This window comes from Methanosarcina baltica (genome assembly GCF_055394095.1).
This window is the reverse complement of the sequence record NZ_AP042463.1, coordinates 2,729,139-2,742,212: the sequence shown is the minus strand read 5'-3', so window position 1 is coordinate 2,742,212 and position 13,074 is coordinate 2,729,139. Positions and strand designations below refer to the sequence as shown.

The window sequence follows — 13,074 nt, the reverse complement described above, 5'->3', positions numbered from 1 at the left end:
GGCCACGGGAAAAACACAGGAAAAAAATTACAGGAAAAAAAGTTACAGAAAAAGGTTGTCGTTTGCGGTGACGTTTTTGAGGCGGGTTACCCCATCAATTTCCTCAATTACCTCGACCACAGGCTGGGGGGTCAGATGTTTCCACTTTTTTCCCTCGACCATCCGTTTCCGGATCTCGGTCCCTGAATATTTGTCCCTGATGTAAAGGGGGGACTCTTTCACACAAAACCCGGCTTCTCTGAAGAGCTGGAGAACAAGGGGATTGTTAGAGTACACGACGTCAAAGCGAGGAGTCCGGGCGGCGACGTGGGGGACCCAGATAGAGTTGTACCTGACATCTTCTATCGGGATTACGTAGCAGCGGATGCTGAGCTCCTCAAGAGCATTGTTAAGCATCAGCACCCGTTCTCCGGCCGTGAACGGATCACCGGGCTCGTGGCTCTTCTGGGCACTTCCAATCCCGATTACCAGTTCGTCAACTTCCTCTGCGATCCTCGTGATCACATTATGGTGTCCGAAATGGTACGGCTGAAAACGTCCGATGTAAAAGGCGCGCGTCATCCCGGCTCCTGACCTCTCTGATCTTATTTAATAGTTCTTATTCAACGGATTCCCGCGCCGGGGAAGGAGAACTTTTCACAGACTTCCAGATAATGCTCGACGTTGCCTTTGCGCTTCAGGCCGATGAGTTTCTGGACAAGGTCCATACCCGGTTTGGGATCATCCATGAGCTCCAGCCCTTCTTTAACCATATCGAAATATTTCTCGCCTGCATCCGTCCTGATAAAGACCGAGTTCCAGCCGTCCGGGGCTCCGACGGATCCTACCGAGATGTCGGCAAAGGCCGAGGTGTAGTCACAGCAATTGTGGCAGGGATTCCTGGCGTAATGGGCAATGTCCTTGATCGGGACATTATGGACTTCGCCTTCTCTGGTGTAGACCCAGAACTTGCCCTTGGTAAACTCCATCTTTACGATATCACTGGCATTGACCTGCAGGACCTCGGAGATGACCTTCTCAAGCATGGTATCATGATGGAAACTCTCCATACAGAGCAGCCCGATAATAATCACGATCTTTTCGTTGAAGTTTTCCTGGATTAAACGAGCCCCATGGACCTGGCAGGGCACGCCCACAACTGCGATCCGCTCGTATTTTTCAAAGGCTTCCCTGAGGACTCTGAGTAAGGGGTCCGAGGTGTACTTGGTCCCTCTGGTCTTATCAACATCTTCCGCGCTGGTCATGATGACAAGATCGGTTTCCCAGTCATCGTTTCTGGAAATTCCGATGGCGCAGTCGATTTCACCCTTCTTAAAGAGAGCCTTTACGATTGCGGAAGTTACTCCACCGTCCTGGCTGCCGACTGACGCTGCATCTTTTGCGGCAAAGAATTTCCGGACATTTGCGAGTTCGTCTTCCTTGAAGCCATCAACTACCGGACAGACCCTGCTGCAGGTAAGACAACCTTCACAGGCCTGGAATGCGGCCCCTTTTTCGTAAAGGTCCGGGTTATTCGGGTCCCTGATTTCCGCCGCCCTCTTAACGATTACGGCTCCAATCGGACATACGGCCTCGCATGCACCGCAGGCCGCGCACACGTCGTACTCAATGATATCTGCAATTTTTGGTGGCAATTAATAACCTCCAGTGCCTTGAATTTCCTGCCTTGACATCCTGCCTTGACAGGCAACTGTTTTTTAAAATATATTCAAACGTTTCCGGAAACATGTTTTTTAAGCTTTTTTAAACTTTCGAGCTTTTAAACTTTCGAGCTTTTAAACTTTCGAGCTTTTAAACTTTCAAACATGTTTCCAGAACGCTCTTCAAATGATTTTTTAAATGATTTTTTTAAAGAATTATTGCAATCCGTTATGGTTGCTAAAAGATTTTCAAATTATTTTATCAAATAAAATAATTTGGAAAACTTAGAGCTTGGCAATAATTTCTTTTCCTATAAGCTTTATTGCTTTTTCCTTGTTAGGTCCGATTGGGGAGCCTGCAACGACCTGGGTTACGCCGATGGCTTCAAGTTCCTTGATTCTCTTTACGCAGTCATCGGGGGTTCCGCAGATGGAGAAAGCTTCGACCATCTGTTCGGTGACAAGACCGCCCATGAGAGCGCCGAAGTCTCCCTTGGCGATTGCCTCTCCGATCTGGGCCTTGGCTGCTACGTCGATGCCGTGGCGTTCGAGGACGAGGTCAGGAGATCCTGCAACAATGAAAGCAACTACTACCTTTGCAGCGTTGACAGCTTTTGCGGGGTCCTTGTCAATTGAGAAACATGCATAGGCTGTAACGTCAACTTCCTTGGGGTCGCGACCTGCCTTTGCTGCACCCTTCTTGATCTGCTCTACAGCGACTTCGAAGTCCTTGGGGTGGGAAGCGTTTATCAGTACACCGTCTGCGACTTCACCTGCAAGTTCGAGCATCTTGGAGCCCTGGGCACCCATGTAGATTGGGATGTCTCCGGTCTTGAAAGCGAGTTTTGCGCCGCCGAATTTGACCTGGTCGCCGTCCATGGAAACTTTTTCGCCTGCGAAGAAGCCTTTGACTGCCTGGATGGTTTCCCTGGTGGTTGCGAGGGGCTTGACCCATTCGACACCCATGGCATCGAAGGTTGCTTTGTCCCCGGGCCCAAGACCTAAAATGGCCCTTCCGCCGGAGATTTCGTTAACGGAACCAATGCTTGATGCGGTGATTGCAGCGTTCCTTGTGTAGGAATTTGTGACTCCGGACCCGATCTTGATGCTGTTCGTGTTCAGAGCGAGCACGGTGAGGGTGGTGTACACGTCACGGTTGTTGTAGTGGTCAGTGATCCAGACGTTGTCAAATCCCTGCTGTTCTGCGAGTTTTGCATAGTGTGCGATCTTTAATACCGGGTCGCTAGGTACAAATTCGATTCCGAACTTCATCTTTGATTGCTCCTTTAGTATTTGTATTCTAATAATTTATTTTAATAAAGAGTTATGTTGAATAACTGTCTGATTATAATCAATATCGTTTTTCAAATAAGACATTAATTATAATTTGGAGTATGGAATTGACATAACTGTATTTAATAATCTATATATATTTAACTGCATTAAACATGTAATATATTATTGTTTTGATTGAATTGATTATATATAAATTCTGTTTATAATACATGCGGTTTCGGTTTTGACCGGAATATAAAATGGCTTAAAATTCAGCTTAATTCTCTGCCCACATTTTCAAAAAGTTATGCCGCCCACGTACTTTTTTGAAAAATTGTCCTTGATAATATATAATATGTACTTCTGCCAAATAGAATGTGCAATTTGTGTATTTTCCATTGAAATCAGAAAAATACAGATTGAATGGCCTAAAGCCGCCCGGAAAACTATGCTTTGAAGCTGTTTCCGGAAGGCTGCAGGAAATATATTTATATAATAATTTTAGAGGAGGTGAAATTTATGGCAGTATCGGCTGTTGGAGAAAAATATCTCTGTGAAATCTGCGGCAATGAAGTGACCGTTACAAAAGTTGGAGGCGGGACTCTTGTCTGTTGCGGGGAAGATATGGTCCCCATTGAAGAAAAATAAGTGAGGCAGACAAACAAAATTTTTTAAAAATGTAGAAGGGACTGTTTTGAAACTGGGGGGCCCGGGCTGGAAAAACCCGGGCCGGAAACCATGGGGAATGGACATGAAATGTTATATGTGCGCCAAAGAAGGAAAGGATACGGATGCGCTTGCGATCTGTATCGTATGCGGAATGGGGGTCTGCCAGGAACACCTGATCCATGAGGAGACTCCGGCCTGGGAGGGAGACTATCCCATTGAGCTCAAAGCGGACGTCGACCACATCAAGCGAATCGTCTGCAAATCGTGTCATGATGCCCTGAAGGAGAACTGCATGTTTGATGAGGTCTGTTGAGGTGGTCAGGATGTTGAAATGCTATGATTGTGTGCAGGAAGGAAAGGACAGTGAAGCCGTTAGCATCTGCATTGTTTGTGGGAAAGGACTCTGCATGGACCATGTAAAGGTCATGGAAATGCCCATGAAAGGGAGTTACCCGATGCCCCATAAAATGCTCAAAAAGGGGCTTTCCCGAATGCTCTGCCGGGAATGCGTTGATACGATCCTGGGCCCAGGTTTCTGTACTTGAGCCGCTCTTGCCAGGTACACCCACACCCCCATCCATACTGATACACTATGTTTTAACTGATGGAGGGCCCGGAAAATAAAGGCTCAGTACGGTTTCTGTTTAATACAGAGACAAAAAGCCCGGGGGGTCTGCATGCTTGTTTCAGGCCGGCCTCCGGATCAGGAGAATTTGAGGTCTGGATAATTTATATATAAAAATAGGATAATATTATAATAATTATTAATTATCGATTTTTAATGAGTTGAGTGGAGGAAAGAGAATGGAAGAACACAAAGAGATAGTGGACAGTATAGGTGAAAAATTGGGGTTTACCCCTCACGTCCTGGAAACACTGGGAGAACTTGACCCGGAATTCCTTCAGAAGTACAGGAGATGTGACCATAAGATCCTGACTGATGGAGCCCTCCCGGCAAAGATGAAAATCCTGATTGCACTTGCGGTGGTGGCGTCCAAGCAATGTGAGGCCTGTGCCATATCCCAGATGAAAAGCGCCATTAAAAACGGGGCCACGAAAGAGGAAATCATGGAGACAATGGACGTGATTTTCATAACCTCGGGAGCTCCGGCAGTTTCGGCTTGCAGGGATGCCCTGAAACTTTTGAAGTAAAAATAACTAAAGTTTGTTGAAAGTCAACTACCCCTGAACTAAGGAATGGGTCAAATATAATATCAAGTATTTTTGTTTACCATTTCTTAACCACCCGAGTTCCGCTTCGGGATCGCAGTAAATCGAAGATTTACTGGGAGTTGCACTGCAAGTGCAACAGCACGGGGTCCGTTTCGCTCGCTTCGCGAGCTCAAGCAGACTAAAAAAAGCCGGAACAACCTTAAATATCGTCTTTCTGCATTATTTTCCCGTGCTTTTCCGTGACTTTCCATGGTTTGGATGCACACACCAAATGTCTCAATCAACAAAAATACAACCTGTATGGGTATAAAATGATTTCCTGACTGAAAATATGAAGTTATTTTTCAGCCATTCCTAAAGATTCAGGGGTTTTTTACTGCGTTCTTATAAAAAAGAACCCGGATTAATTTCGAAAAATATTACTTGAACAGAGATTTGAAAACGATTTCAGTAAAAAGGGAGTGGGCAGATAATGGCTGAAGTTGCTATAAAAGAAAAAATTAACAAACCTGTTGACTCAAAAAACCTGACCGAAGGCGAGAAAAAGCATATTCCGGCAATCTATGTTCCAAAATCTATCGCTGCAGGGGAAGCTTTTGATGTGATTGTTGAGGTGGGACTTATCCCCCACGTTATGGATGAAAAACATTACATTGAGTGGATTGAACTTTACCTCAACGGTCAGAAAATTGAGAGAGTCGAACTAACTAAGAGAAATAAAAAAGCTGAAGCCACGTTTACGGTGCAGACCGATAAAAGCCTGGCAGGAAAAAAAGCCAAACTGCAGGCTCTGGAAAACTGCAATGTCCATGGGGCCTGGGAAGAGTTCATGGAAATACAGTTGAGCTAATTGCTGATTGGTAGGACTGCAGGCCGGTTGACTCCAGTACTGAGATTCCAAATTATTGCCATAAATGTGGACTTTAAAATAGGCCTGTAGGTCAACGCAAAGAACCACGGATGGACACGAATAAACACGGATTGAAGGCAGCATCAGTGTCCATCTGTGTTTATCCGTGGTTTATTCTCTGATTTTGGAATCGATACACCAGATTGCAGATAGACCAGATCCCAAGCCGGCCAACTCTACAGGGGATATAGGGTAAGTACGGTCCGGAAAAAACCGATTGCTCGGACTATAATTTTTCGCCGGGGGGATTTTGACGAAAGATAAAGGTATACGGAAAGGGATGGCCTGCCTGACAGCTCTTGTTTCGGTCCTGCTTTTGCTAACGGGAGGCCTTGTAACAGCAGAGAAAAGTGAGCCCGGAGACTTTGGGTCGGGCCAGTTTTCAAAGTCCAACCTCTGTTCGACCTGTCATGGAAACATTTTCGGGCAATGGGACGGGTCCATGCACTCGAACTCAAACGAGGATTTCTTTTACCAGGCCATGCTGCAGGAATACGGGGAAGCCGCGGAAACTGAGGAACTCCCCCGGACTTTCTGCTCCCGCTGCCATACACCCATAGGAGTAGTTTCGGAAGAAATCCCTCCTATGGACGGCTCGGGACTGAGCGAGGTCGCTATGGAAGGGGTACAGTGTGATTTCTGCCACGTTGTGGTCGAGAGTGGGGGTATCGGAAATGCCCCTTATGTCCTGGAACCCGGAAATACAAAATGGGGACCACCTCTTAAGGGAGCTGGCGAGGACGTGTCACCGCCACACGGGATCGAGGGTCATGAATTTTATGATGAATCCGCTTACTGCGGGATGTGCCACAACATCTACCATCCGATCAATAACCTGACTCTTGCGGCCACGTACACGGAATGGGAGAAAAGTCCCTATGCGGAAGAAGGAGTGTCGTGCCAGGACTGCCACATGACCCCGGGAATCGTGGGCTTTGAGGCAAACCCGGGAAAAGTCGCCTCCAACGGTCCCGGCAGGGAACACGTCTATACCCACTACTTTGTGGGCGCCAATGCCTTTGTGACGGACGAGCTCGGGGAAAACCGGCATGAGAAAAGAGCTATCGAGTACCTGGAGCAAGCCGCAACCCTTGCCGTTTTGGCTCCCGAAACTGCGGAAGCCGGGGAGACCGTGGACGTGGAAGTCGAGATCACAAACTCCGGGGCCGGACACATGCTCCCAACAGGAGTTACGGAAGACCGGGAAATCTGGCTTGAGCTGACGGTCCGGGACGCAGGAGGCAAAGAACTCTACCATTCCGGAGGCCTGGACGAAAAAGGAAAGCTTGCTTCCGGGACGACGCTGTACCACACAGTCTTTGCCAATTCCGAAGGCCAGCCCACAGTTAAAGCCTGGGAAGCCGAAAGCATCCTTTCCGACAACAGGATTCCTCCTAAAAGTTCCGTGCTCGAGCAGCATTCCTTTCTTATGCCCGGGGGGGCCGTAAACCCGATAAGTGTAACGGCAACCCTCCACTACCGATCGGCCTCTCAGGAACACATAAACGCCCTTTTCGAAGAGGGGACCTATAAAGTACCCGTGATCGATATGGCCACCTATCCTGAGGAGAAAAAGGCTTCAACTCCCGGCTTCGAGGCTTTTGAAATACTGAGCGTGCTCTGCGTGTTTATGCTTTTGAGAAAAATTAAGGGGCATGTAAGATAATGTAGGGGTACGGGAGATAATTGTAGAAGTAAGTAAGATAATCAAGGGGCACGTAAGATAATTTGAGGGGTACGGGAAATTAACTTTACATTTATTTTTAGATAAAGCTGGAAAAAAGAAAGTTAACTACCCTGAGCTAAAGACTTCGGGGTATCCGGTTGAGGTTTTTATGGAAGGATCTGCTAGCAATAGCTTGAAAATTTTGGGCATCTCAGGGAGCCCCAGGAAAGGAGCAACCGATTTTCTGGTCAGGGAGGCTTTAAAGCTTGCCAGGGAAAAATACGGAGCAGAAACCGATTATTTTTCCGCAAATGGAAAAAAACTGGAGTTTTGCATCCACTGTGACTTCTGCGTCCGGGAAAAAAAGGGCTGCGTCCATAAAGACGATATCGCGGCGGAACTTTATGAAAAAATGATATGGGCCGATGCCTGGGTCATCGGGACCCCTGTTTACCAGGGAAACGTCAGTGCCCAGACCAAGACGATGCTGGACAGGTGTAGAGCCGTGGTCGCCCGGGACCCAAAAGTTTTCCTGAACAAAGTGGGGATGGGGCTTGCCAACGGAGGGGACCGGGTAGGGGGTCAGGAGCCCGCCATCCAGACCATCCTGAATTTTTACATAATCAACGAAATGATCCCCGTGGGAGGCGGGTCCTTCGGGGCGAATTTCGGAGCTACCTTCTGGTCAAAGGATCTTAAAGCAGAGGGAGTTTCCGAAGACTCCGAGGGCATGAGGACTCTTCGGAAAACACTCAGGAAACTTATCGAAACCACCCTGCTCGTAAAACGCGCGGGCCTTCCCGAGGAAACAGAGTCCGGAAAGTCAAAATAAGCTTATCTGACACTTATTCAAGGAGTTGTAAATTGTGGTTGAAAAATTGCGCAGGGAAATCAAAAGAATCGCCTGGGGCATCACAGGTTCCGGGGACCAGATGCTTGAGACCTACGGGGTCATGGCGGATATAAAGAAAAGGACAAACATTGAAACCATGGTCTTCCTCTCAAAGGAAGGAGAGACCGTGATGAAATGGTACCATCTCTGGGACAGGATCCAGAAGGACTTTCCCAACTTCAAAACGGACGCCGGCCCCAATTCCCCGTTTATCGCGGGCCCGCTTCAGATGGGGTATTACGACTTTCTGCTGGTCGCCCCGGCAACAGCCAATTCTGTCGCCAAGGTCGTTTCCGGGATTGCTGATACCCTGGTCACAAACGCGATTTCCCAGACGGCCAAGGGTTCGACTCCGATCTTTATCCTGCCGGTGGACCAGAAGAGGGGAACGGTGAAAACGGCATCTCCTACCGGAAGAACCTTTGAGCTCCGGATGAGGGAGGTAGACGTTTCAAATTCCGAAAAACTCGGACAGATGGAAAACATTACGGTGCTACAAAATCCATTAGAGATCTACGATATTGTCGGGCTTGAAAGGCCGGAAGCCGCACTACATGCCTAAAAAATATGAAAAATGTCCACCTGGATAGAGACTATATTGGAGGGTTGGAGCATGGAAGACACTTTCAAAGAAGTGATTGAAGAAGTGAGTAAACTTGATACAATTGAAGCAGCTATTGCCCTTGCGAGTAAACGGGAAAAGGATGCTAAGGCTTTTTACCTGGAAAAAGCCGGGGCCACAGATGATGTCCAGTTAAAGGAGCTTTATACTTACCTTGGAGAGGAAGAAAGCAAACACCTGGGTTACCTCAAAGCCTACAGGGAAAAACTGGAATTGCCGGATGAAGAAGCTAAAGTTCCCGGGACCCAGTCTTTTACTCCGGAGTTTAAACAGGCTGATACCCAGCTAGGGACCATCGGCGTTCTCATCGCGGCCATGCGGCATGAAAGAAAAAGTGAATATTTTTACGCGGAACTCGCAAAACAGGCCGGGAACGAATCCCGGAGAAAATTCTTTGAGATGCTGGCAGGGTACGAAAGGGAACACTATGAACTGATCGATAACTACCTTGAAAGTATGACCGAATTCCGGATGCAGACCTGAGAATTCCGGAACTTTTAGGATTTTTCGCTGGTGGAGATGTTTGGTGCGTGCATTTAAACCACGGAACACACCGAAAATATTTTAGTCTGCTTGAGCGAGTGAAACGAGCGAAACAGACCCCGTGCTCCCGAAGCGGAACTCGGGCATGGAACACACGGAAAAAAGAATGCAGGAAGACGACAAGTACGGTTGCTCTGGCGTTTTTTTGTCTGCTTGAGCGAGCGTAGCGAGTGAAACGGACCCCGTGCTGTTGCGATTTCATCGCAACTCCCAGGAAATCTTTGATTTCCTGTGATCCCGAAGCGGAACTCGGGTGTCGAAGAAGGTGGGGAAATGAAGAGTGGGGAAATGGATAATGGGAAAACAGAGAGTGGGAAAACAGAGAGTAGGGAAACAGAAAATGAGGCAAGGGGAAAAACAAAAAATAAAACCGTACTGAAGGAAGAGCCCGAGGAAAAAATAAAAGGTAAAACAACGCTTGCTGAAGGAGTTTACTGGGTAGGGGCCATCGACTGGAACGGGCGGGACTTTCACGGCTACGCTACCCCGGAAGGGACCACCTACAATTCCTATCTTGTCGTGGGCGAAAAGACCGCTCTTATAGACACCGTGAAAGCCTCACATGCGGAGGAGATGCTCGCACGTATCCGAAAAATTATGGACCCTTCAAAACTGGACTACCTTGTGATAAACCATATGGAGAAGGACCATTCCGGGGCCCTGGTCGAGTTTCTGCACAGAACCCGGGCAAAGCCAAAGCTCTTCATCACGAAAAGGGGTCGGGACATAGCTGAAGGCTACTATGGTTCTTCCTGTGAGTCGTGGGACTTTGAAATCGTGCGGACGGGGGACGAGTTAAAGCTGGGAGGAAAGACCCTGCTCTTCCTTGAAGCCACCATGCTTCACTGGCCCGACAGCATGGAGACTTACTTAAAAGAAGACGAAATCCTCTTTTCAAATGACGCCTTCGGACAGCACATTGCAACTTCAGCCCGCTATGACTATGAGGTTAGGGATCTTATGCCCGAAACCACCGAATACTACGCAAATATCCTCATGCCCTTCGGGGCCCCCGTGCAGCGCCACCTGGATAGGCTTGAGAAGATGGGCCTGCCCCTCCGGCAGATTGCGCCCTCCCACGGGATAATCTGGAAACGGGATATTGAAAAAGTCCTTGCAGCCTACGCCTCCTGGGCAAAGGGGGAGGTTCAGGAAAAGGTGCTGGTAATCTACGATACCATGTGGCAAAGCACCGAAATCATGGCAAAGGAGGTTCTGGAAGGGGGCCGCCAGGAGGGGGTGGAGGTTAAACTCCTGCACCTCAGAAAAAATACCAGGAGCCACATTATGAAAGAGCTGCTTGAGGCCGCAACCTTTGCCGTGGGCTCTCCCACCCTGAATAACAATCCCTTCCCAACCCTGGGGGACTTTCTTACTTATTTAAAAGGGCTGCACCCCACAAACAAGACAGCCACAGCCTTCGGTTCCTATGGTTGGGGCGGAGGGGCCGTAAAAGCGATAGAAACCGAACTTAAAAACGCGGGGGTTGAAGTCCTTGAACCGGGCCTCCAGGTCAAACACAGGCCGGATGAGGCCGAGTTAAAAGAGTGCAGGGAACTCGGGGCAAAACTTGCGGAAATCGCAAAGGCTAAGGCAAAAAGCGGGGAGCAGGCCCCGAAATAAACCCGGCCTGCCAAAAAAATTTTTACAGACCTTCACTAATTTCTTTTTTTTACTTTATTTTCAACATTTCCACAAATATTTCCACAAATATTTCTCAACATTCTCACAAAATAATACTTTCACTCAGCTTGGCGGGCCCTAATATACCCTGAAATTCTTTATTCTATTGAGGTGTAAACAATGGAAGAGTTCTTTAAAGGATTGATCGAAAGGGCCCGTTACTACGAACAGTTTGAAAGCTTCAGGGATATGCAAATTTCCGGAAAAGTCCGGACCGGCCGGAATCCTGACCTAAAATTAAAACCTCTTGTTGCTAACTACCCCTGAGTTAAACCCTCAGGGGTTTCCTGCTGCGTTCTTATGAACACGGATGACCTTAATCAGTGTCCATCCGTGGTTCTTTATGCTAATTTTCAGGTCAATTTTAAAATTTAGCAAAAAAAGGAAAAAGAGGCTTAAAGATCCCATTCTGCCTTTCCCCTGTCCTGTTTGAAAAAAATGATTATATCGGTTTATTAAGTATTAAATGCATTTTTAATGCTTAATAAAGTAATTGAAGCTATATTAAAGCTTATTTACCTTTGATAACTCTTTTTGTGACTTTAATGCTGAAAGTATGCTTATATTATTCCCTGTACTATTTAAGGATGTGAACCGGCAGGCTACTGAATAAAATAATGCCAATCGAATACAGATAGACAAAGACAACCAAAAATATAAAGGGGATAATATTTTGAATAACTATTTTAAAGAACTTGTAAAAAGAAGTCGGTATTATGAACAGTTTGAAATTGTTAGAAACTATCAAAATACCTGCTCTGAAAATGCTTTATTAAACACGAAAAACACTGAAAAGTTAACTACACAACCCTGAATCCCTTACCTAGAAACCTGGGGAAGTCGGTCTTCCTTACAAAAGATCATCATCTAAATACTCAGCTCTTTGAAGAGCAACTCTCTACTTCCTGGTTAAGCAGAATAACAGAAAGATCAACAGGAAGGGAATAACACCCCTTCCATTAAAACGGTTCAAAATAGAGTCATCGAGAATGGATGTATTCTGCCACGGCATGTCCCACATCCGTGGTCCTGGCATTTCCTCCGAGGTCCGGGGTTATGATTTTATTTTGAAGCACATGCCCCACAGCCTCGTCAACCAGAGAAGCCCGGGAATCTCCCATCCATTCAAGCAGCATTTTTACGCAAAGAATTGCAGCAAGCGGGTTTGCAATGCCCTGCCCTGCAATATCCGGTGCACTCCCGTGTACGGGCTCAAAGAAAGCGTACTTTTCTCCGATGTTGGCGCTTGGCAAAAGCCCTATGCTTCCCACAAGGGCTCCCGACATGTCACTTAAGATGTCTCCGTAAAGATTTGTTGTGACCACCACATCGTACTTTTCCGGCTGTTTCATGAGGCTGTAGGCCATCGCGTCCACGAGCATGTCGGAGTGCTCAACCCCGTAGTCCTCAGCAGTCTCCCTGCAAACGTCCAGGAAGAGTTTATCGGCCTTTATGACGTTGGACTTGTGGACAATGGTCAGCCTGTTATCCCGCTTTTTTGCAAGCTCACAGGCATAATGTGCGATTCTCTCGGACCCTCTCCGGGTAATAACCCTCCGGGTATAAGCTACATCCTCGTGCAGTTCCTCGATCCCCGAGTAAAGCCCTTCCGTGTTTTCCCGCACGATCACGAAATCAAAATCACTCCGGCCTGTCACCCCGGTGATCCCGGGCAGAGGTTTTATGGGCCGCACATTGGCATAGAGGTCAAGCCCCTTCCTTATCGTAAGTAAAATACTTTTATAGTTCGGGTCCGGGACCGTGGTAATCGCTCCGAAAAGAACCACGTCACATTCTTTTATAAGGTCCATATCCTCGTCGGTCATGGCGTCTCCGGTCCTCTCCCAGCGGGCGTAACCGAGTTCAAGGGGCACTTTTTCAATATCAAGCCCTAAAGCGTCCAGGACTTCCACAGCCACAGGGATCACTTCCTTTCCTATTCCGTCGCCTTCGATTACAGCAAGCTTCATTTTTATCTCCTCTTCGGGAAGTGAATACGGG

General features: G+C 47.4%; 15 protein-coding genes. 11 read left to right on the top strand and 4 right to left on the bottom strand.

Annotation, left to right across the window (positions count from 1 at the left end):
• Nucleotides 1–42: 42 nt before the first annotated feature.
• From ACZ5QV_RS12105 to mer, 3 genes are all read right to left on the bottom strand, one after another.
• Complete coding sequence (locus ACZ5QV_RS12105) at nt 43–561, bottom strand: nicotinamide-nucleotide adenylyltransferase (RefSeq protein WP_464600044.1); 519 nt, start codon at nt 559–561, stop codon at nt 43–45.
• Nucleotides 562–602: 41 nt separating this feature from the next.
• A complete protein-coding gene (fpoF, locus tag ACZ5QV_RS12100) occupies nt 603–1,634 on the bottom strand; it encodes a F420H2 dehydrogenase subunit FpoF (protein ID WP_464600043.1) in 1,032 nt (343 codons plus the stop codon).
• Between the two features lie 291 nt (nt 1,635–1,925).
• Nucleotides 1,926–2,912 carry a 5,10-methylenetetrahydromethanopterin reductase gene (gene mer, locus ACZ5QV_RS12095; protein ID WP_464600042.1) on the bottom strand — a complete coding sequence of 329 codons (987 nt, stop codon included), beginning with the start codon at nt 2,910–2,912 and terminating at the stop codon, nt 1,926–1,928.
• Between the two features lie 522 nt (nt 2,913–3,434).
• Here mer and ACZ5QV_RS12090 point away from each other — a divergent pair.
• From ACZ5QV_RS12090 to ACZ5QV_RS12040, 11 genes are all read left to right on the top strand, one after another.
• Nucleotides 3,435–3,563, top strand: a complete 129-nt coding sequence (locus tag ACZ5QV_RS12090; RefSeq protein ID WP_464600041.1) for a desulfoferrodoxin FeS4 iron-binding domain-containing protein — start codon at nt 3,435–3,437, stop codon at nt 3,561–3,563.
• A gap of 103 nt (nt 3,564–3,666) precedes the next feature.
• Nucleotides 3,667–3,897, top strand: coding sequence for a DUF2180 family protein (locus tag ACZ5QV_RS12085; RefSeq protein WP_464600040.1), 231 nt, complete (start codon nt 3,667–3,669; stop codon nt 3,895–3,897).
• Nucleotides 3,884–4,129 carry a DUF2180 family protein gene (locus ACZ5QV_RS12080; RefSeq protein WP_464600039.1) on the top strand — a complete coding sequence of 82 codons (246 nt, stop codon included), beginning with the start codon at nt 3,884–3,886 and terminating at the stop codon, nt 4,127–4,129. The genes ACZ5QV_RS12085 and ACZ5QV_RS12080 overlap by 14 nt, the downstream gene beginning before the upstream one ends.
• Nucleotides 4,130–4,388: 259 nt before the next feature.
• The gene (locus tag ACZ5QV_RS12075; protein WP_464600038.1) at nt 4,389–4,736 is read left to right on the top strand and encodes a carboxymuconolactone decarboxylase family protein; all 348 of its coding nucleotides are present in this window, start codon (nt 4,389–4,391) and stop codon (nt 4,734–4,736) included.
• Between the two features lie 493 nt (nt 4,737–5,229).
• Entirely contained in the window at nt 5,230–5,607 is a 378-nt protein-coding gene (locus tag ACZ5QV_RS12070; RefSeq protein WP_464600037.1) for a desulfoferrodoxin family protein, read from the top strand.
• A 310-nt stretch (nt 5,608–5,917) separates the two neighbouring features.
• Entirely contained in the window at nt 5,918–7,333 is a 1,416-nt protein-coding gene (locus tag ACZ5QV_RS12065; protein ID WP_464600036.1) for a multiheme c-type cytochrome, read from the top strand.
• 169 nt (nt 7,334–7,502) lie between these two features.
• Nucleotides 7,503–8,165 carry a flavodoxin family protein gene (locus ACZ5QV_RS12060; RefSeq protein ID WP_464600035.1) on the top strand — a complete coding sequence of 221 codons (663 nt, stop codon included), beginning with the start codon at nt 7,503–7,505 and terminating at the stop codon, nt 8,163–8,165.
• Nucleotides 8,166–8,199: 34 nt separating this feature from the next.
• A complete protein-coding gene (gene afpA / locus ACZ5QV_RS12055) occupies nt 8,200–8,787 on the top strand; it encodes an archaeoflavoprotein AfpA (RefSeq protein ID WP_464600034.1) in 588 nt (195 codons plus the stop codon).
• Nucleotides 8,788–8,838: 51 nt separating this feature from the next.
• Nucleotides 8,839–9,330: a ferritin family protein gene (locus tag ACZ5QV_RS12050; RefSeq protein ID WP_464600033.1), complete on the top strand. Its 492-nt coding sequence runs from the start codon at nt 8,839–8,841 to the stop codon at nt 9,328–9,330.
• A 333-nt stretch (nt 9,331–9,663) separates the two neighbouring features.
• Entirely contained in the window at nt 9,664–11,013 is a 1,350-nt protein-coding gene (locus ACZ5QV_RS12045; RefSeq protein WP_464600032.1) for an FprA family A-type flavoprotein, read from the top strand.
• A 180-nt stretch (nt 11,014–11,193) separates the two neighbouring features.
• Nucleotides 11,194–11,340 (top strand): hypothetical protein, encoded by a 147-nt coding sequence (locus ACZ5QV_RS12040; RefSeq protein ID WP_464600031.1) that lies wholly within the window; start codon nt 11,194–11,196, stop codon nt 11,338–11,340.
• 713 nt (nt 11,341–12,053) lie between these two features.
• Here ACZ5QV_RS12040 and ACZ5QV_RS12035 read toward each other — a convergent pair.
• Nucleotides 12,054–13,043, bottom strand: a complete 990-nt coding sequence (locus ACZ5QV_RS12035) for an isocitrate/isopropylmalate dehydrogenase family protein (RefSeq protein ID WP_464600030.1) — start codon at nt 13,041–13,043, stop codon at nt 12,054–12,056.
• Nucleotides 13,044–13,074: the final 31 nt, after the last annotated feature.